The organism is Streptomyces telluris, from assembly GCF_024519335.1.
Classification (GTDB): domain Bacteria; phylum Actinomycetota; class Actinomycetes; order Streptomycetales; family Streptomycetaceae; genus Streptomyces; species Streptomyces telluris.
In genome coordinates this window covers 221,887-239,721 of record NZ_JANIID010000009.1, presented here as the reverse complement: position 1 = coordinate 239,721, position 17,835 = coordinate 221,887, and the positions used below count along the sequence as shown (strand labels likewise).

Genomic DNA, 17,835 nt, shown 5'->3' with positions numbered 1-17,835 from the left:
AGCATAAGAGACCCGCGCGCCCGGGGGGGGCCTACGGCCCGGCCGCCGCTCCCACCTCCGCCATCAGGGCCCGCAGCCGGGGCGAGGCCGCGAGCTCCTCCAGGGACAGCGGGCGCCCGTCGGGGCCGGCGACCGGCAGCCGCCAGTTCGGGTACTGGTCCCAGGTGCCGGGGAGGTTCTGCGGGCGGCGGTCCCCGACGGCGTCCGGCAGCCAGACGCCGATCAGGCGGGCGGGGGTGCGCAGCAGGTAGCGGTGGACGGCCAGGACGGCCGTCTCCTCGTCGCAGGGCCCCTCGGGCAGCAGGCCCAGCCGCCGGAAGAGCTCCAGCCACTCGCCCACCTCCCGCGCGTCCTCCTGCCGCTCCTCGTCGAGCGGGCGGGTGAGCAGCCCCAGGCGGTGGCGCAGGGCGACGTGGTCGCCGGTGAGCCGGGCGGCGGTGCTGGGCAGGTCGTGGGTGGTGGCGGTGGCCAGGCAGCCGGTACGCCACTGCCCGGGCCGCAGCGGCGGCGCGGGCGCGCCCTCCCGCTCCTCGCCGTAGTCCCGCTCGAACCACAGCACCGACGTGCCGAGCACGCCGCGCTCGGCCAGCGCCTCGCGGACCCCCGGCTCGACGGTGCCCAGGTCCTCCCCCACGACCGCGGCCCCGGCCCGGTGGGCCTCCAGGGCGAGGACGCCGAGCATGGCCTCGGGGTCGTAGCGGACGTACGTGCCCCGGGTGGGCTCCTCGCCCTGCGGCACCCACCACAGGCGGAACAGGCCCATCACGTGGTCGATGCGCAGGCCGCCCGCGTGCCGCAGCAGGCCGCGCAGCAGCTCGCGGTAGGGGCGGTAGCCGCAGGCCTCCAGGGCGTCGGGGCGCCAGGGCGGCAGGCCCCAGTCCTGGCCGCGGGGGCTGAAGGCGTCGGGGGGCGCGCCGACGGACATGCCTGCGGCGAAGGCGTCCTGCTGCGCCCAGGTGTCCGCGCCCGAGGGGTGCACGCCGACGGCGAGGTCGTGGACGAGGCCGACGCGCATGCCGGCCGCCCTGGCGGTGCGCTGGGCGGCCGCGAGCTGCTCGTCGGTGAGCCAGGCGAGCCGGCTGTGGAAGTCGACGCGGTCGGCCAGGGCGGCGCGGGCGCGGGCGGTGTCCGCCGAACGGGGGTCGCGGAGCCCGCCGGGCCACGCGCGCCAGTCCGGCCCGTGCACCTCGGCGAGCGCGCACCAGGTGCTGTGGTCCTCCAGGGCGCGGCCCTGCCCGGCGCGGAAGGCCTCGTACGCGGCGAGGCGGGCGGGGGCGGGCGGCACGGTGCGGACGAGCTCCAGGGCGCGCCGCTTGAGCTCCCAGACCGCGTCGCGGTCGATGAGCTCGCCCTTGTGGAGCACGGCGTCGCGCAGGGCGGCGGCCCGGGCGAGGAGCCGGGCGGCGCGCTCGCGCCGCTCGCCGGTGAGCAGCCCGAACTCGGGCACGTCCTCGACGCGCAGGTGGACGGGGTCGGGGAAGCGGCGCGAGGAGGGCCGGTAGGGCGAGGGGTCGGTGGGGGCGCCGCCCGCCCCGGGCACGGCCGCGTGCAGGGGGTTGACCTGGACGAAGTCCGTGCCGAAGGTGCGGCCGGACCAGTCGGCGAGCGCGGCCAGGTCGCCGAGGTCGCCCATGCCCCAGGAGCGGGCGGAGAGCAGGGAGTAGAGCTGGACGAGGAAGCCGTGGCCGCGCCGGGGCGGGGCGGGCAGCCGGTCGGGGGCGACGATCAGGGGCGCGGCGGCGGACCGGCCGTCGGGCGCGTGGGCGCGCAGCAGGTGCGTGCCGAGCGGGAGCGCGCCGGCGGCGGCTCCGGCGGCGGGGTCCAGGACGACGACGTCCCCGCTCTCCGTCTCCACGCACGTCTCGGTGCCCGGCGGCAGGGCGGGCAGCGCGCCGCGCCCGGCGCGCAGGACCACCGTGGCGGGCAGCAGCCTGCGGCGGGCCGCGTCCTCGTGGGCGGCCAGGGCCGCGCGCACCGAGGCGGGCGTGGAGGCGTCCACGCCGAGGGCGGCGAGGACCGCGACGACGGTCTCCTCCGGCACGCCGGCGCTGCGGCCGGGGGCGGGGCTGTACGACGTCGCGACGCCGTGCAGTGCGGCGAGCCGCGCCCTGGCCATCTGCACCTCGGCCATCACCACCTCCGCAGGTGTCCGTGCCGAAGGCCGTACCCGCCGCCGGGCCGCGGGACACCACTCGAATTCCCGTTCACCCGCGGAGGTTCGGCTTTCGCCGTCGACGCGCCGGGCAATACAGGCACTTCGGTCACGTGCGTTGACACGCCTTGCGGCTGGTGATGGGCTCGCCCCCGTCGGGAGCACCTAGGGGCGAGGGAGACGGCCGTGCACTTCCGGGGCAGCGACTCCTCACCCGGCGGCCACGGGCCGGTGCGCCCCCGGCGCGCCGGGGTCACCGTCCTCGCGGCGGCCCTGCTGGGCGGGCTGCTGGCGGGCGCGCCGGGCACCGTCGCGGCGCCCCGGCCCGGCGACGCCGCCGCGGCCGCGCCCGATCCGCAGGGCGAGGGCGCCCTGCCGCCGGTGTGGCCGCGACCGCAGGCGTCGCGCGCGCTGGGCTCGTACGCCCAGGTGGGCGACGAGGTCACCCTGATGGCCGAGCCGGGCACCGACCCGTACGCGGTGGAGGCGCTGCGCGAGGTCCTGCGCGCCGCGGGCGCGCGGACGGTCGTGGACGCGGCCCCGGGCGGCACGCCGCCCCCGCGCGGCCTGATCGTCCACGCGGGCGGGCGGGGCGCGGAGGATGCGCTGCGGGCGCTGGGCGCGCCGGAGGCCGGGGACCTGCCGGCCGGCGGGTACCGGCTGGCGACCGGTCAGGTGGCAGGCCGGCCGACGGCCGCGCTCGCGGGCGCGGGGTCCGACGGGCTGTTCCACGCGGCGCAGACGCTGCGGCAGCTGACGGTGGAGCGGGGCGGCGCGAAGGGCTTCGCCGGGGCGCTGGTCCGCGACTGGCCGGGCACGGCGGTGCGGGGCCTGTCCGAGGGCTTCTACGGGGAGCCGTGGTCGCGCGAACAGCGTCTGGCGCAGCTGGACTTCATGGGCCGCACCAAGCAGAACCGGTATCTGTACGCGCCGGGCGACGACCCGTACCGGCAGGCCCGCTGGCGCGCCGCCTACCCCGCGGCGCAGCGCGAGGAGTTCCGGGCGCTGGCCGAGCGGGCCCGCCGCAACCACGTGACGCTGGCCTGGGCGGTGACGCCGGGGCAGTCGATGTGCTTCTCCTCCGCCGAGGACCTGCGGGACCTCAAGCGCAAGGTGGACGGCATGTGGGCGCTGGGCTTCCGCGCCTTCCAGCTGCAGTTCCAGGACGTGAGCTACAGCGAGTGGCACTGCGGGGCGGACGCGGACGAGTTCGGCTCGGGGCCGAAGGCGGCGGCGAAGGCGCAGGCGAAGGTCGCGGGCGCGCTGGCGGCGCACCTGGCGGGCAAGGGGGCGGAGGCGGCCCCGCTGTCGCTGCTGCCCACCGAGTACTACCAGGACGGGCGGACGGCGTTCCGGCGGGCGCTGGCGGAGCGGCTCGACCCGCGCGTGGAGGTGGCGTGGACGGGTGTCGGGGTGGTGCCGAAGACCATCACCGGCGGCGAACTGTCCGACGCCCGGGCCGCCTTCGGGCACCCGCTGGTGACGATGGACAACTACCCGGTCAACGACTTCGCGCAGGACCGTATCTTCCTCGGGCCGTACACCGGCCGGGAGCCGGCCGTCGCGACGGGCTCCGCCGCGCTGCTGGCCAACGCCTCGTCGCAGGCCGCGGTCTCGCGCATCCCGCTGTTCACGGCGGCCGACTACGCCTGGAACCCGCGCGGCTACCGCCCCGAGGAGTCCTGGCGGGCCGCGGTCGACGACCTGGCCGGGCCCGACCCGCGCACCCGGGAGGCGCTGCGGGCCCTGGCGGGCAACGACGCCTCGTCGGTGCTCGGCGGCACCGAGTCGGCGTACCTGCGCCCGCTGCTGGACGCGTTCTGGACGGCCCTGTCGGGTACGGACGCCAAGGCGCGGGACGAGGCAGCGGGCCGGCTGCGGTCCGCCTTCGGCACGATGCGGGAGGCGCAGCAGCGCCTGTCGGGGTCCTTCGGCGGCGAGGTGGGCCCATGGCTGGAGCAGCTCGCACGGCACGGCGAGGCGGGGACGCGGGCGCTGGACATGCTGCTCGCCCAGGCCCGCGGCGACGGCGCGCAGGCGTGGCGGGCGCAGCTGGACGTGCAGCGGCTGCGCGGGCGGATCAAGGACAGCCCGGTGACGGTCGGCAAGGGCGTGCTCACCCCCTTCCTCGACCAGGCCCTGGCGCGCGCGAACGGCTGGACGGGCGTGGACCGGCCGGTGCGCTCCGCGGGCCGGGCCACCGACGGGGACCCGGCCACCGCCCTGACTCCCGCCGCGGGCGAGCCGCTGACCGTACGGCTGGAGGGGCCGCGGCCGCTGACGGCCGTCACCGTGCTCACCGCGCCCGCGCCGGGCGCGCGCGGCACGGCCTGGGCTCGCGACGTCTCCAAGGGGTGGCAGCCGCTGGGCGCCGTGTCGGACGGCGGCTGGACGCAGCTGGCCGGCAAGGGGATGCGGGCGGACGCGCTGCGGGTGGTGTGGGAAGGGGACGGCACGCCGCCGCCCGTCCACGAGATCGCCCCGTGGTTCGCGGACACGCCCTCGGCCGACGTGGAGCTCACGCGCGCGGAGACGGACGCGGAGCTCGGCGGGCGCCCGGCGGCCGTGGAGCTGCGCATGATCAACCGGCGGCCGGAGGAGGTCCGCGAGAAGCTCGTCGTGAAGGCGCCCGAGGGCGTCTCGGTCAAGGCCCCCGCGGAGCTGGCCGTGGCGCGCGGCGGGGTGGCCACCGCCCGGATCGAGCTCACGGTCCCGGCGGGCGGCGCGGCCCGCACCTTCACCGTCCCGGTCCGCCTCGGCGACCAGGAGCGGACCCTGACCGTACGGGCGTACCCGCAGGCGGGCGGCCCGGACCTGGCGCGCGGCGCCGCGCTGAGCTCCGCGGGCGGCGGCCGTCAGCTGGAGCTGGCCCGCCCCGTACGGCTGGGGCGGCTGGTGCTGCACTGGCGCGACGGGGAAGACGGCGAGGAGGGCGCGGAGGGCGCGGCCCGCTGCCGCGTCCAGGTGTCGGCGGACGGCCGCACCTGGCGGGACGCGGCCGCGGCCTCCGGCGAGGGAGGCACGGAGACCGTGCGCATGGACGCGCCGGACACGCGCTACGTACGGGTGCAGGGCGGGAAGGCCGGGGACGCCCTGCGGGGCGTGGAGGCGTATGCGGTGGGCCGCCCCTGAGAACGTGAGGGACCGGCCCCGGGCACGGCGGGCACGCCGTCCCCGGGCGCCGGGCCGGCCCTTCGGCCCGCCCGGCGCCCGGGGTACGGAAATGGCCCGGGACTGTCAGGCGGAAATGCCGTCGATCCGGGCCATCGCGTCCTCCGCGCCGAATGCCTCGAGATAAGGCAGCCAGCGCGGGTCCCTATGGCCCGTGCCGATGATGCGCCAGGCCAGCCCGGACGGCGGCGCGGGCTGGTGGCGCAGCCGCCACCCCAGCTCGGCGACGTGCCGGTCGGCCTTGACGTGATTGCAGCGGCGGCAGGCGGCCACCACGTTCTCCCAGGCGTGCTGGCCGCCGCGGCTGCGCGGGACCACGTGATCGACGCTGGTTGCGACGCCACCGCAGTACGCACAGCGCCCGCCGTCACGGGCGAAGAGAGCACGGCGGGTGAGCGGGACGGGCCCCCGAAAGGGCACGCGGACGAACCGTTTGAGGCGGACGACGCTGGGAGCGGGGATGGTGCACGTTGCGCTGTGCATATAGGCGCCGGTGTCCTCGAGGCTGACGGCCTTCTCATTGAGGACGAGTATGAGCGCGCGGCGGAGCGGTACGACGCCGAGCGGCTCGTACGACGCGTTGAGGACCAGGACATGCGGCACGGGTGCCTCCTTGTACGCCGGCGGCGCGTGGCTCGCGCCGGGACGATCTCCTGCAAGTGTCCCCCGGCCCCTGGTCGGAGCGCCACCATGACCGGGTAACGGGTCACGGGTGTTTTGGAACACATCCTGTTCATCCCCCGCTCAAGACCCGTCGCATCTCGAACACAGCAACGGAGGATCACCTCTGCCCCGCTAGTGTGGTGAGTCCGCCCGCCCGCTCCTCGGGCCGGCGTCCCACACGAAGGGTTCCTGCAGTGTTCTGGTCCGCCGCCCCGCCCGCAGAAGACACGACGCCCCGTCCTGTCTCTCTCGACGAGGCACAACGGACGGCGAACGACGCCGCCGGCTGGGTCGAGGAGAACTGGTCCGTCTGGCTCAGCAACGGCCTGCGCATCATCCTGATCGTGGTGATCGCGGTGGTGATGCGCTCCCTGATCCGGCGCGCCATCACCAAGCTCATAGCGCGCATGAACCGCACGGCCTCGGCCGTCGACGGCACGGCGCTCGGCGGGCTGCTCGTCAACGCCGAGCGGCGCCGGCAGCGCTCGGAGGCCATCGGCTCCGTGCTGCGCAGCGTCGCCTCGTTCCTGATCATGGGCACGGCCGCACTGACCGTGCTGTCCGTGCTGAAGATCAATCTGGCCCCGCTGCTGGCGAGCGCCGGTGTGGCGGGCGTCGCCATCGGTTTCGGCGCCCGCAACCTCGTCACCGACTTCCTCTCGGGCGTCTTCATGATCCTGGAGGACCAGTACGGCGTCGGCGACACGATCGACGCCGGGGTCGCCTCCGGCGAGGTGATCGAGGTGGGCCTGCGCGTCACGAAGCTGCGCGGCGCGGACGGCGAGATCTGGTACGTGCGCAACGGCGAGGTCAAGCGCATCGGCAACCTGAGCCAGGGCTGGGCCACGGCCGGCGTCGACGTCCAGGTCCGCTCCGACGAGGACCTGGACCGGGTCCGCGAGATCCTCACCCGCACGGGCGAGGAGATGCAGAAGGCCGAGCCGTGGACGGAGCGGCTGTGGGAGCCCGTCGAGGTGCTGGGCCTGAGCGCGACCTACCTCGACTCGGTGGTCGTCCGGGTGTCCGCCAAGACCATGCCGGGCAAGGCGCTCGGCGTCGAGCGCGAGCTGCGCTGGCGCATCAAGCAGGCGCTGGACGCGGAGGGCATCCGCATCGTCGGGCGCCCTGCGGAGGCCAACCTGGAGACGGACGGGGCGGACCCGATGGCGGCTGTGGCCGCCCCCTCCGCCCTGGCGAACCCGGCGTCCCCGCAGTCCCAGGCCACGACGCCCATCCCCCCGGCGGTGCCGGGCGCGACCCTGGGCAAGTGACAGCGGCCCGGCGGCCCCGCCGCCGGGCCGGTCCGGGCCCGTGCGGAGCGGCCCCGCGCGCGGCCCGGCGCCGCTCCGCCCAGCCGCCCTCCGCCCAGCCGCCCTCCGCCCAGCCGCGCTCCGCCTAGCCGCGCTCGACCTTGCCCAGGAAGTCGTCCAGGTTCCCGAGCATGCGGGAGATCCGCTCCTCCACGCTCAGCGTCTCCTTGTACCGCATCGCCATCTGCGGGACCTTCTTGCCGCGCAGATAGAGCGAGCAGGCCAGGTCCGCACACATGTACGCGCCGACCGTGTTGCCCTCGCGCCCGGCCGGGCCGGTCCGCCGGGCGGCGAGCAGGGAGACACCCGAGCCCGGGTGCGGGGTCAGGCACAGCGAGCACATCGTGGACTTCGCCATGCTCCGCGGCCCGCCCTGCGGCACCCGCAGGGTCACGCCGGCGAGCCTCCCCTCGCGCTCGGCGACGACGTAGCCGCGGTCAGGCGCGCCCGGATCCCGCCAGCCCAGGAAGTCGAGGTCCTCCCAGGGGAGTTCCGAGAGGTTGCGCGGGAGGGCGATGCGGCGCGCCTCCCCCTTGGAGCAGTTGATGAAGGACGCGCGTATGTCGTTGTCGGCGAGGGGTTGCATGGTCAGTGAAATTAACACCGCCCGGGCGGATCGTCGCTCGAATTTCGGGCCGGGCGGTTGACGTCCCACCCGGTCGTTCCCTAGCCTCCCGGCATCGATAGGAAACTTTCCTAACAGTCGAATCCTTCCTGACAGTCAGGTCCCCCACAGGCAGGTCCCCCACAGGCAGGGAGAGATGGCCGGAACCCCCGGGACACCGCGCGTGCTGCGCGCCATGAACGACCGCGCCGCCCTGGAGCTGCTCGTCGCGCACGGCCCCCTCACCCGCACCCGCCTCGGCGAGCTGACCGGCCTGTCCAAGCCCACCGCCGCCCAGTTGCTCACCCGTCTGGAGGCCGCCGGGCTGGTGCGCCGCACCGGCAGCGTCACCGGGCGGCCCGGGCCCAGCGCCGGGCTGTACGAGGTCGACCCGGGCATCGCCCACGTCGCCGCGCTGTCCGCCGGTCCCGAGGGCGTCACCGCGCGCGTCGCCGACATCGCCGGCACGGTGGCGGGCGAGCACCACGCGGCGGCGGAGCAGGGCGCGGGCGCGGCGGAGCTCGTCGCCCGGGCCGTCGACGGCGCCCTCGCCGCCGCGGGGCTCGGCCGGGACGCGCTGCACCGCACCGTCATCGGCACCCCCGGCGCCCTCGACCCGCGCACGGGCCTCCTGCGCTACGCCCCGCACCTGCCGGACTGGCGCTCCCCCGCGCTGCTCGACGAGCTCGCCGGGATCACCGGCACGCCCGTCGTCGTCGAGAACGACGTCAACCTCGCCGCCGTCGCCGAGCAGCACGCCGGCGCGGCCCGGGGCTGCACGGACTACGTCCTGCTGTGGGCGGACGAGGGCGTCGGCGCCGCCGTCGTCCTGGGGGGCACCCTGCTGCGCGGCGCGACCGGCGGCGCCGGCGAGATCGGCTACATGCCGCTGCCGGGCGCGCCGCTCGCACGCGGCGGGGACGACGCCACCGCGGGCCCCGACGGCGGTGGCGGCTTCCAGATGCTCGTCGCCTCCCCGGCCGTCATCGCGCTCGCCCGCGCCCACGGCATCGACGCCCGTACGGCCCCCGAGGCGCTCGCCCGCGCGGCGGCGGAGCCGGGTGCGGGCGACGACGTCTACGCCGAACTGGGCAGGCGGCTGGCCCTCGGCCTCGCGGCGGTCGTCGCCGTGGTCGACCCCGAGCTGGTGGTGCTCTCCGGCGCGGTGTGCCGGGCGGGCGGCGAGCGGCTGCGCGCCATGGTGGAGGCCGAGCTCACCGGGCTGGCCCTGCCCCGGCCGCAGCTGCGGCTGAGCACCGTGGAGGACCGCCCGGTCCTGGCGGGGGCGCTGCAGACCGCTCTCGCGGCGGCGCGGGAGGCCGCGTTCGACACGGCCTGAGCCGTCCACCGCTCCCGCTCGGCAACCAGCAAAGGAGTCAAGGGTGAAGCTCGCAGTAGTGGGTGGCGGTTCCACCTACACCCCCGAACTCGTCGACGGCTTCGCGCGGCTGCACGAGACGCTGCCGGTGGCGGAGCTCGTCCTGGTCGACCCGGACGAGGAACGGCTGGAGCTCGTCGGCGCGCTGGCGCGGCGGATCCTCGCCCGGCAGGGCCACCCCGGGCGCGTCACCTGGACCACGGACCTGGACGCGGGCGCCGACGGCGCGGACGCCGTACTGCTCCAGTTGCGCGTGGGCGGCCAGGCGGCCCGGCACCAGGACGAGACCTGGCCGCTGGAGTGCGGCTGCGTCGGCCAGGAGACCACCGGCGCGGGCGGGCTCGCCAAGGCGCTGCGCACGGTCCCGGTGGTGCTGGACATCGCCGAGCGGGTGCGGCGGCGCAGCCCGCACGCCTGGATCGTGGACTTCACCAACCCGGTCGGCATCGTGACGCGGGCGCTGCTGGCGGCCGGGCACCGGGCCGTGGGCCTGTGCAACGTGGCCATCGGCTTCCAGCGGAAGTTCGCCCGGCTGCTGGGGGTCGCCCCGGAGGAGGTGGCGCTGGAGCACGTGGGCCTCAACCACCTCACCTGGGAGCGGTCGGTGACGGTGGGCGGCGAGGACGTCCTGCCGCGGCTGATCGCCGAGCACGGCGACGCCGTCGCGGCCGACCTGCGCATGCCGCGCTCGGTGCTGGACCGCCTCGGCGTCGTCCCCTCCTACTACCTGCGCTACTTCTACGGGCACGACGAGGTCGTCCGGGAGCTGCGCACCAAGCCCTCGCGCGCCGCCGAGGTGGCCGCGATGGAGCGGAAGCTGCTGGCCCTGTACGCCGATCCCGCGCTGGACGAGAAGCCCGCGCTGCTGGCGAAGCGCGGCGGCGCCTTCTACTCGGAGGCGGCGGTCGCCCTGACCGCGTCGCTGCTGCGGGACACCGGGGACGTCCAGGTCGTCAACGCCCTCAACGACGGCACGCTGCCCTTCCTGCCCGACGACGCGGTGATCGAGGTGCCGGCGGCGGTGGACGCGAGGGGCGCGCACCCCTTGCCCGTCCGCCCGCTGGAGCCGCTGTACGCCGGGCTGGTCGCGAACGTCACGGCGTACGAGCACCTGGCGCTGGAGGCCGCCCTCAAGGGGGGCCGGGACCGGGTCTTCCGGGCGCTCCTCGCGCATCCGCTGGTCGGGCAGTTCGACCACGCCGACCGGCTGACCGACGCCCTCGTCGCGCACAACCGGGAGCACCTCGCGTGGGCGTGAGCGGCGCGCTGCTCGCGATCGACGCGGGCAACAGCAAGACGGACGTGGTGCTGGCGGGGCCGGACGGCGCCGTGCTCGGGGCCGCGCGCGGCGGGGGGTTCCAGCCGGCGCGGGCTGGTGTGCGGCAGGCGGTGGACGGTCTGGCGGCGCTCGTGGAGCGGGCCGCCGCTGCCGCGGGGGCGGGTGCGCCTCCGTACGCCGCCCACGTCAGCGCGTGCCTGGCCAACTGCGACCTGCCGGTGGAGGAGGAGCTGCTGACCGCGGAGATCGCCGCCCGCGGCTGGGGGCGGACGGTCGCCGTCGCCAACGACACCTTCGCGCTGCTGCGGGCGGGGCTGCCCGACGGGGGCGAGCCCGTGGGCGTCGCGGTCGTGTGCGGGGCGGGCATCAACTGCGCGGGGCTCGGGCCGGACGGCCGCACGGCCCGCTTCCCCGCGGTCGGGCGGCTCTCCGGTGACTGGGGCGGCGGCGAGTGCCTGGCGGAGGAGGCGCTCTGGGCGGCGGCGCGGGCCGCTGACGGCCGCGGCGGGCCGACCGCGCTGGCCCGTGCACTGCCCGCGCACTTCGGCCTGGACGGCATGCCCGCGCTGATCGAGGCGCTGCACCTGGGCCGGGTGGCGGCGCGGCGGCGGCACGAGCTCGTACCGGTGCTGTTCGCGGTGGCGGCCGCGGGCGACGCGGCCGCCCGCGCCCTCGTGACCCGGCAGGCGGAGGAGGTCGTCGCCATGGCCGCGGTCGCACTGGAGCGGCTGGGGCTGACGGGGGCGGGGGTGCCGGTGGTGCTGGGCGGCGGGGTGCTCGCGGCCCGGCACCCGCTGCTGCACGAGCAGGTGGTGGCGCTGCTGGCCGGGCGGGCGCCGCGGGCGGTGCCGGTGGTGGTCACGGCGCCTCCGGTACTGGGCGCGGCCCTGCTGGCGCTGGACCGCGCGGGGGCTCCGGCGGCGGCCTGCGCGCGGCTGCGCGCGCACTACGACGCCGCGTAGAGCCGCGTAGACACGACGACGCCGCGGAGAGCGGGTACCGCCGTCCCCCACGGGGCGGTCGGCGCGGGGTCCGTTTGGCGCCTGTTTCCCGTGTGACGACCGGTATCGCGGAATCTGTCATTCCCTGGCCGGAATCCGCGATACCGCCGCCTTCTTCACGTCATGTTCACATCGTGAGAGGCGTCACCGCACCCCACACCCGACCGGAAGATCTTTCGTCGGGAGCCCCCGCGGCGGCCAAGTTTCCTGACATGGCGTCAACAACGCCATTCGTCAGAAATTTCTCCCAGGACATTGGTTGACCATTCATTTACCTAATGTCCCAAAATCGGCCAACCATTTTTCGACCCCTCCTTGATCATGCGAGCATCCGCCCGCACGGATTGATCACGAAATACAACAAGCAACCGCCATCAAAAGGGATTTACGGCTGCATTCGTGACAACTTCCGCCACTGATCGTCCATTCCGCGCCTTGTCGGCGCGCAATCGAGGGGGGACCGACCCATGTCGTCCAACGTCAGCCGACGCGTCGTGCTCAGAGGAACCGCCGCTGCCGCCGCCGGAGTGGCGCTGCTCGCCGCCGGTGCGCAGGCCGCCGACCACACCGGTCACACCACCACTGAGGACCACACCGGTCACGGCGGCCACGGGAGCGGCCCTGCTGCGTTCGACGAGGTCTACAAGGGCCGCCGCATCGTCGGCAAGCCGGTGACGGGTGGCCACGAGGCCCACCACGGCGGCTTCGCCGTCACCGTCGACGGCAAGGAACTGCACGTCATGCAGAACGCCGACGGCTCCTGGATCAGCGTGGTGAACCACTACCAGATCTTCGACCAGCCGCTCGCGCTCACCCGCGCCGCCGTCGACGCCCTGCGCGGCGCGACGCTCGTCCCGATCGCGATGAACTGACCGGCCACTGCCGCACACACCCCACCGACCCACACTTCTCACTCACGAGGACACGAACCCCATGGCAGTGCGCAAGAACCAGGCGAACCTGACCGCCACCGAGAAGCGCAACTTCGTCAACGCCGTGCTGGAGCTCAAGCGCACCGGTGTGTACGACGGCTTCGTCCGGACGCACAACGAGTTCATCATGAGCGACACCGACAACGGCGACCGCGTCGGCCACCGCTCCCCCTCCTTCCTCCCCTGGCACCGCCGCTTCCTGATCCAGTTCGAGCAGGAGCTGCAGAAGATCGACTCCTCGGTCGCGCTGCCCTACTGGGACTGGACCGTCGACCGCACGGCCAACGCCTCGATCTTCGGCGCCGACTTCATGGGCGGCAACGGCCGCAGCCGTGACGCCCAGGTCACCACCGGCCCGTTCGCCTACTCCACGGGCAAGTGGACCATCAACGTCAGCGTCGACAACCGCAACTTCCTGCAGCGCGAGATGGGCGCCGCGGGCACGCTGCCCACCCGCGCCCAGGTCGACGCCGTCATGGCCATGCCGGTCTACGACACGGCCCCGTGGAACAGCGCCTCCGAGGGCAGCTTCCGCAACTACCTCGAGGGCTGGCGCGGCCAGGGCCGCGTCCACAACAACGTCCACGTGTGGATGGGCGGCCAGATGGCCACCGGCGTCTCCCCCAACGACCCCGTCTTCTGGCTGCACCACTGCCACATCGACAAGCTGTGGTCCGACTGGCAGCGCATGCACCCGCAGTCCGCGTACCTGCCGGCCGCCGGCACCGCGAACGTCGTGGACCTCAACGACACCATGCGCCCGTGGAACAACGTCACCCCGGCGCAGATGCTCGACCACAGCTCGTACTACACCTACGCGTAAGGCACAGCACTCCTGAGCCGCAGGACGCGTACGGCACGGCACGCGACAGGCGCACACGCGTCCGGCCCGGTGCGGGGAACCGCGCCGGGCCGGCGGGCGTGATGGGGAGCGAGGGCCGCCACGGGCCCCGGTGAAGATCGCGATCCGAACAAGATCGCACCGGCACCGGTGTGTTTGTCAGCCCTTGCGGCCATACTGCTGGCCGGGGCACCTGTTCCCGGCCGCGCCGGACGACGGGCCGCCCTCAGCGACCGAGGGGGAGGTCACGTGTCACAGCCGCAGCCGGCCGGGGGGCCGCGAGGAGCGCCCGGCCGCAGCACGTCCGGCCCGGCCTGGCGCGAGGCCCTCGACCGCGTGCGGGCCGCGGCGGTCACCGAGCCCGGCAGGCTGCGGGCCATCGGCGCCGTCCTGGCCGCGGTCCTCATCGCCTTCGGTGCGGTCACCGCCTGGCAGGTCGCCTCCAGATCCGCCGCGGCCGACTCCGTCGTCCGCACCAGCCAGCCGCTCAGCGCCGACGCCGCCGACATCTACCGCTCCCTCGCCGACGCCGACACCACCGCGGCGAGCGGCTTCCTCGCGGGCGGCCAGGAGCCGCGCGCGGTCCGGCAGCGCTACGAGAAGGACATCGCCCTCGCCTCCCGGCTGCTGGTGAAGGCCGCCGCGAACGCCGAGGGCTCGGCCACGGCCCGCGCCCGCATCGCCACCCTCAACGAGGGACTGCCGCGCTACACCGGCCTCGTGGAGGCCGCGCGCGCCAACAACCGCCAGGGCCTGCCGCTCGGCGGCGCCTATCTGCGCTACGCGGGCGACCGCATGCGCGGGGAGCTGCTGCCCGCCGCCCGCGGCCTGTACGAGGCCGAGACGGGCCGCCTCGGCTCCGACTACGACGACGCGAAGTCCTGGCCGTGGGCCTCCCTGGCCCTCGGCGCCGTCGCGCTCGCCGCCCTCGCCTGGGCCCAGCGCCGCAACTACCTCCGGACGAACCGGGTCTTCAACCACGGCCTGCTCGCCGCCACCGCGGCCGCCGCCGTCGTCCTGCTGTGGCTGGTCGCCGGCCACGCGGTGGCCCGCTCCGGCCTGGAGACCTCCTACGCCCAGGGCGCGAAGTCCCTGCAGGCCCTCAACGAGGCCCGGATCGGCTCGCTGCAGGCCCGCGGCGACGAGAACCTCGCCATGGTCGCCCGGGGCGCCGTCCTCGGGAAGAACGGCGACGACGCCTACGAGACCGGCTACCGCGACGGCATGGGCCGGCTCGTCGGCGGCAGCCAGGGCCCGGCCCGCCCGGACACCCTGCTGGAGCGCGCCCGGGCCCTCGCCGACGACGCCGAGGGGCGCGATCCGGTCGAGGCCGCCGTCAAGAACGTCCGCGAGTGGCAGCAGCGCCACGGCCAGGCGCGCGCCCTCGCCGACGACCGCGGCGAATACGACGACGCCCTGCGCAAGGTGATCGGCGACAAGGACAGCACCGGCGCGTCCTTCGACCGGGTGGACACCGAACTGCAGCGCGCGATCGCCCACGAGCAGGCCGAGTTCCGGCAGGAGGCCGACGACGGGCGCGGCGCCTTGTGGGGTCTCGCCGCCGGAGCGGCCGTGCTGACCGTCCTCGGCGCCGCCGGCGCCGTCGTCGGGGTGGGCCGCAGGCTGTCGGAGTACCGGTGAGACCGGTGCGGGAGCACGAGGGGGAGGCGGTGCGCATGGCAGGGGCCCAGACGGAGAGGCGGCTGCGGATGCGGGCCGGCCCGGCGGCGGTGGCGGCCGCCGTGTGCGCCCTGGCCGCGGCGGGCGCGGCCGTGCTGCCCACGGGCGGCGCCCCCGAGCGGGACCGGCCGGCCCGGGCCGCCGCACCCGCGGCGCCCGCCCCCGGCGCCGCGGCGCCCGCGCAGTGCACCGACCCCGAGGCGAGCCTGCGGCCCGCGGGCGGCGCCGACGGGGCGGCCGTGCAGCGCATCAAGGCCCGCGGCCGGCTGATCGCCGGCGTCGACCAGAACAGCTACCGCTGGGGCTACCGCAACCCCGCCGACGGCGAGCTCGGCGGCTTCGACATCGACCTCGTCCGGGCCCTCGCCAAGGACATCCTCGGCGACCCCGGCAAGGTGACCTATCTCGCGATCCCCACGAGCCGGCGCATATCCGCCCTGCAGACGGGCAAGGTGGACATCGTCGCCCGCACGATGACCATCACGTGCGAACGGATCAAGCAAGTGGCGTTCTCCACCGCCTACTTCGAGTCCGGGCAGCAGGTGATGGTCCCCAAGGGGTCACCGGTGACCGCGTTCGACGACTCGCTGAAGGGGAAGAAGGTCTGTACGGCGGAGGGTTCCACGGCCGAGATCAAGGTGCGGGAAGAGCCGCACGGCTCCTCCCTGCTGACGGTCCCCAACCAGCTCGACTGCCTGGTGCGGCTCCAGCTCGGCGAGGTCGACGCCGTGGTCAACGACAGGGCCCTCGCGGCCGGCCAGGCGGCACAGGACCCCTCCGTGCAGCTCGTCGGAAAGCCGTTCACCACCGAACCGTACGGCGTGGCGATGAACCTCGCGGACACGGACCTGGTACGCCGGGTCAACAAGGTGCTGGAGGACTACCGCGCGGGCGGCGCCGGAAGCCTCTGGATGAAGGCGTACGACAAGTGGCTCGCCGCCGACCTGAAGGGCATCACCGCCCCGCCGGCGCCCAAGTACCGGGACTGACGGCGGGCCGGCGAGCACGGCCGTAACGGACACGCCCGCGGCGCGCGCCGCGGACAGGAGAGAGGGGATCGATGGCGGTCGCGGAGCCCACCGGGCCGGCCTTGACCCGCGAGGAGGTGGACCGTGCGCTGGCCAGGCTCGGCGCGGAGCACGAGGCCGTCGAATCCTCGCTGCTCGCCCTCCAGGACCATGCGGGGCGGCGCCTGCTGGAGGGGGCGGAGCTCACCGGCGAGAGCAGGAGGCGGTGGGCGGCCGCCGAGGCCCTCATCGGGCAGCTGTGGGCGTACTTCGACGCCTACACCGCGGCCCTGACCGCCGCCCGCGAGCTGCGCGCCCGCCGCCGCTGGCCCACCCAGGGCGAGCTGTCCGAGCTCACCGAGCTGCTGCGCGGCTCCGGCGTCACCCTGCCCGGCCACGGCACGGCCGCACTCGGCACGGCGGGCCTCCCGGTGGGCGCGCCGGGCACGGAGGGCCTGCCGGCGCGCCTCAGCGAGCAGCTGAGCCTGCAGGAGCTGCTGGACCGGATGAACGGCTGGTACGCCCGGGCCCTCGACGTGGTCGTGATCGCCGACGCCGTGTGGTCCGCGCTGCCCGCCCGCATCGACCTGCTCGCCGCCGAGCTCGGGCGCACCCGCTCGCTCGCCCACTCGGTGGGCGTCCGGCCCGGCGAGCACCCCTCCGGTGACGACCTGGAGCAGATCACCCGCGAGCTGGCCGCGCTGCGGGACGAGGTGATATCCGATCCGGTCGCCTTCTGGGCCGGCGCCTCGCCCAGCTCGGCCCCGGGCGGCGGCCGCCCGGACACCACGCGCTACGACCGCGCCGCGCGGGCCCTGGAGGACGTCCGCCGGGAGGTCGAGGCGGTGCTGGACGTCCGGCAGGACGCCGAGCGGCGGCTGATGCGCGTGCGCGACGTCCTCTCCCGCGCGGACCGCACGCTGAACGAGGCCCGGCAGGCGCGCGTCGAGGTCCTGTCGAAGATCGCCGCGTCCGTGGTGCCGGCGGTCTCGGGCCCGCCGACGGCCCTCTACGAGCAGCTGTCGGCCGCCGCCGAGCACCGCAGACACGCCCGGTGGCACCGGCTCTCGCCGCTCCTGGAGGGCCTGGAGCAGCGCTCGGAGGAGGAGCTGGTGCGCGCCCGCGAGTCGCTGACGGCGGTGACGGCCCCGCTGGCGGTCCGCGCCGAGCTGCGCGGCCGCCTGGACGCGTACAAGGCGAAGACCGCCCGGCACGGCCTCGCGGAGGACTCCCTGCTCATCGAGCGGTACGACGCGGCGCGGCGCATGCTGTGGAGCGCGCCGTGCGATCTGATGGCCGCCGAACAGGCGGTCCTGCGCTATCAGCAGGCGCTGGCCGAGGCGCTGTCGGCGCCGCCGGGCACCGGGCAGCGGCCCACGGGGCGGAGGGGGGAAGCGTGAGCGAGGCCTGTCAGCGGCCGGGGTGCGCCGGTTCGTACGAGGACGTCGGCGGCGGCGAGCTGTACTGCGACACGTGCGGCCTGGCGCCGGTCGTCTCGCCGAACGGGATGGTCTCCTCCCCCGCCACGGGGGTGGCGGGGGGCTCGCCGGGCGGCGGCCCGGAGGGCGGGGCGAGAGCGGGGTCGCAGGGCTCGTCGGGCTCGTCGTCGCGCTCCTCCTCCGCGGGCTCGTCCTCGCGGTCGTCGCGGTCGTCGTCGCGTTCCTCGTCGTCGCGGCGGTCGGTGTCGGGGCGCCTGTCGCGCTCGCTGCCGGGGTCCGAGGGCGCGAGCACGCGGTCGGTGTCGGTGCGCAGCGCGGGCACGGGGCCGTCGTCGTCGGGGCGCGGCAGGCTGGGCGCGGGCCTGGTCAAGGTGCCGG

14 protein-coding genes are annotated in these 17,835 nt (G+C 75.7%); 10 read left to right on the top strand and 4 right to left on the bottom strand.

What is annotated here, in order from left to right:
- Positions 1-31 precede the first annotated feature (31 nt).
- Positions 32-2,116, bottom strand: a complete 2,085-nt coding sequence (malQ, locus tag NQU55_RS13555; RefSeq protein WP_168091879.1) for a 4-alpha-glucanotransferase — start codon at positions 2,114-2,116, stop codon at positions 32-34.
- Between the two features lie 222 nt (positions 2,117-2,338).
- Here malQ and NQU55_RS13550 point away from each other — a divergent pair, with 222 nt between their 5' ends.
- Positions 2,339-5,284, top strand: coding sequence for a glycoside hydrolase family 84 protein (locus NQU55_RS13550; RefSeq protein WP_256790606.1), 2,946 nt, complete (start codon positions 2,339-2,341; stop codon positions 5,282-5,284).
- Positions 5,285-5,389: 105 nt separating this feature from the next.
- On the opposite strand, the gene NQU55_RS13545 is transcribed toward NQU55_RS13550, so the two are convergent.
- Positions 5,390-5,926, bottom strand: a complete 537-nt coding sequence (locus NQU55_RS13545) for an HNH endonuclease (protein ID WP_030366446.1) — start codon at positions 5,924-5,926, stop codon at positions 5,390-5,392.
- 254 nt (positions 5,927-6,180) lie between these two features.
- Between NQU55_RS13545 and NQU55_RS13540 the strand changes: the two genes are divergently transcribed.
- On the top strand, positions 6,181-7,257 hold the full coding sequence (locus NQU55_RS13540; protein ID WP_168091872.1) for a mechanosensitive ion channel family protein: 1,077 nt from the start codon (positions 6,181-6,183) through the stop codon (positions 7,255-7,257).
- A 124-nt stretch (positions 7,258-7,381) separates the two neighbouring features.
- On the opposite strand, the gene NQU55_RS13535 is transcribed toward NQU55_RS13540, so the two are convergent.
- Positions 7,382-7,882 carry an FBP domain-containing protein gene (locus NQU55_RS13535; RefSeq protein WP_168091873.1) on the bottom strand — a complete coding sequence of 167 codons (501 nt, stop codon included), beginning with the start codon at positions 7,880-7,882 and terminating at the stop codon, positions 7,382-7,384.
- Between the two features lie 175 nt (positions 7,883-8,057).
- On the opposite strand from NQU55_RS13535, the gene NQU55_RS13530 reads away from it, so the two are divergent.
- The 8 genes from NQU55_RS13530 (at position 8,058) to NQU55_RS13495 (ending at position 17,418) form a co-directional block, all read left to right on the top strand.
- Positions 8,058-9,239, top strand: coding sequence for an ROK family transcriptional regulator (locus NQU55_RS13530; RefSeq protein ID WP_240976212.1), 1,182 nt, complete (start codon positions 8,058-8,060; stop codon positions 9,237-9,239).
- A gap of 43 nt (positions 9,240-9,282) precedes the next feature.
- A complete protein-coding gene (locus NQU55_RS13525; RefSeq protein WP_168091874.1) occupies positions 9,283-10,536 on the top strand; it encodes a 6-phospho-beta-glucosidase in 1,254 nt (417 codons plus the stop codon).
- Positions 10,527-11,519 carry a BadF/BadG/BcrA/BcrD ATPase family protein gene (locus NQU55_RS13520; RefSeq protein ID WP_168091875.1) on the top strand — a complete coding sequence of 331 codons (993 nt, stop codon included), beginning with the start codon at positions 10,527-10,529 and terminating at the stop codon, positions 11,517-11,519. The genes NQU55_RS13525 and NQU55_RS13520 overlap by 10 nt, the downstream gene beginning before the upstream one ends.
- 506 nt (positions 11,520-12,025) lie before the next feature.
- Entirely contained in the window at positions 12,026-12,430 is a 405-nt protein-coding gene (gene melC1 / locus NQU55_RS13515; RefSeq protein ID WP_168091876.1) for an apotyrosinase chaperone MelC1, read from the top strand.
- Positions 12,431-12,491: 61 nt separating this feature from the next.
- Positions 12,492-13,313, top strand: a complete 822-nt coding sequence (gene melC2, locus NQU55_RS13510) for a tyrosinase MelC2 (protein WP_168091877.1) — start codon at positions 12,492-12,494, stop codon at positions 13,311-13,313.
- 267 nt (positions 13,314-13,580) lie between these two features.
- Entirely contained in the window at positions 13,581-14,972 is a 1,392-nt protein-coding gene (locus NQU55_RS13505; protein ID WP_372504709.1) for a GlnX family signal transduction membrane protein, read from the top strand.
- A 68-nt stretch (positions 14,973-15,040) separates the two neighbouring features.
- Entirely contained in the window at positions 15,041-16,000 is a 960-nt protein-coding gene (locus tag NQU55_RS13500) for a glutamate ABC transporter substrate-binding protein (protein ID WP_505017572.1), read from the top strand.
- A 71-nt stretch (positions 16,001-16,071) separates the two neighbouring features.
- The gene (locus NQU55_RS13495) at positions 16,072-17,418 is read left to right on the top strand and encodes a hypothetical protein (RefSeq protein WP_168093207.1); all 1,347 of its coding nucleotides are present in this window, start codon (positions 16,072-16,074) and stop codon (positions 17,416-17,418) included.
- A gap of 10 nt (positions 17,419-17,428) precedes the next feature.
- Here NQU55_RS13495 and NQU55_RS37265 read toward each other — a convergent pair whose 3' ends face one another.
- On the bottom strand, positions 17,429-17,827 hold the full coding sequence (locus NQU55_RS37265) for a hypothetical protein (RefSeq protein WP_443744701.1): 399 nt from the start codon (positions 17,825-17,827) through the stop codon (positions 17,429-17,431).
- Positions 17,828-17,835 lie beyond the last annotated feature (8 nt).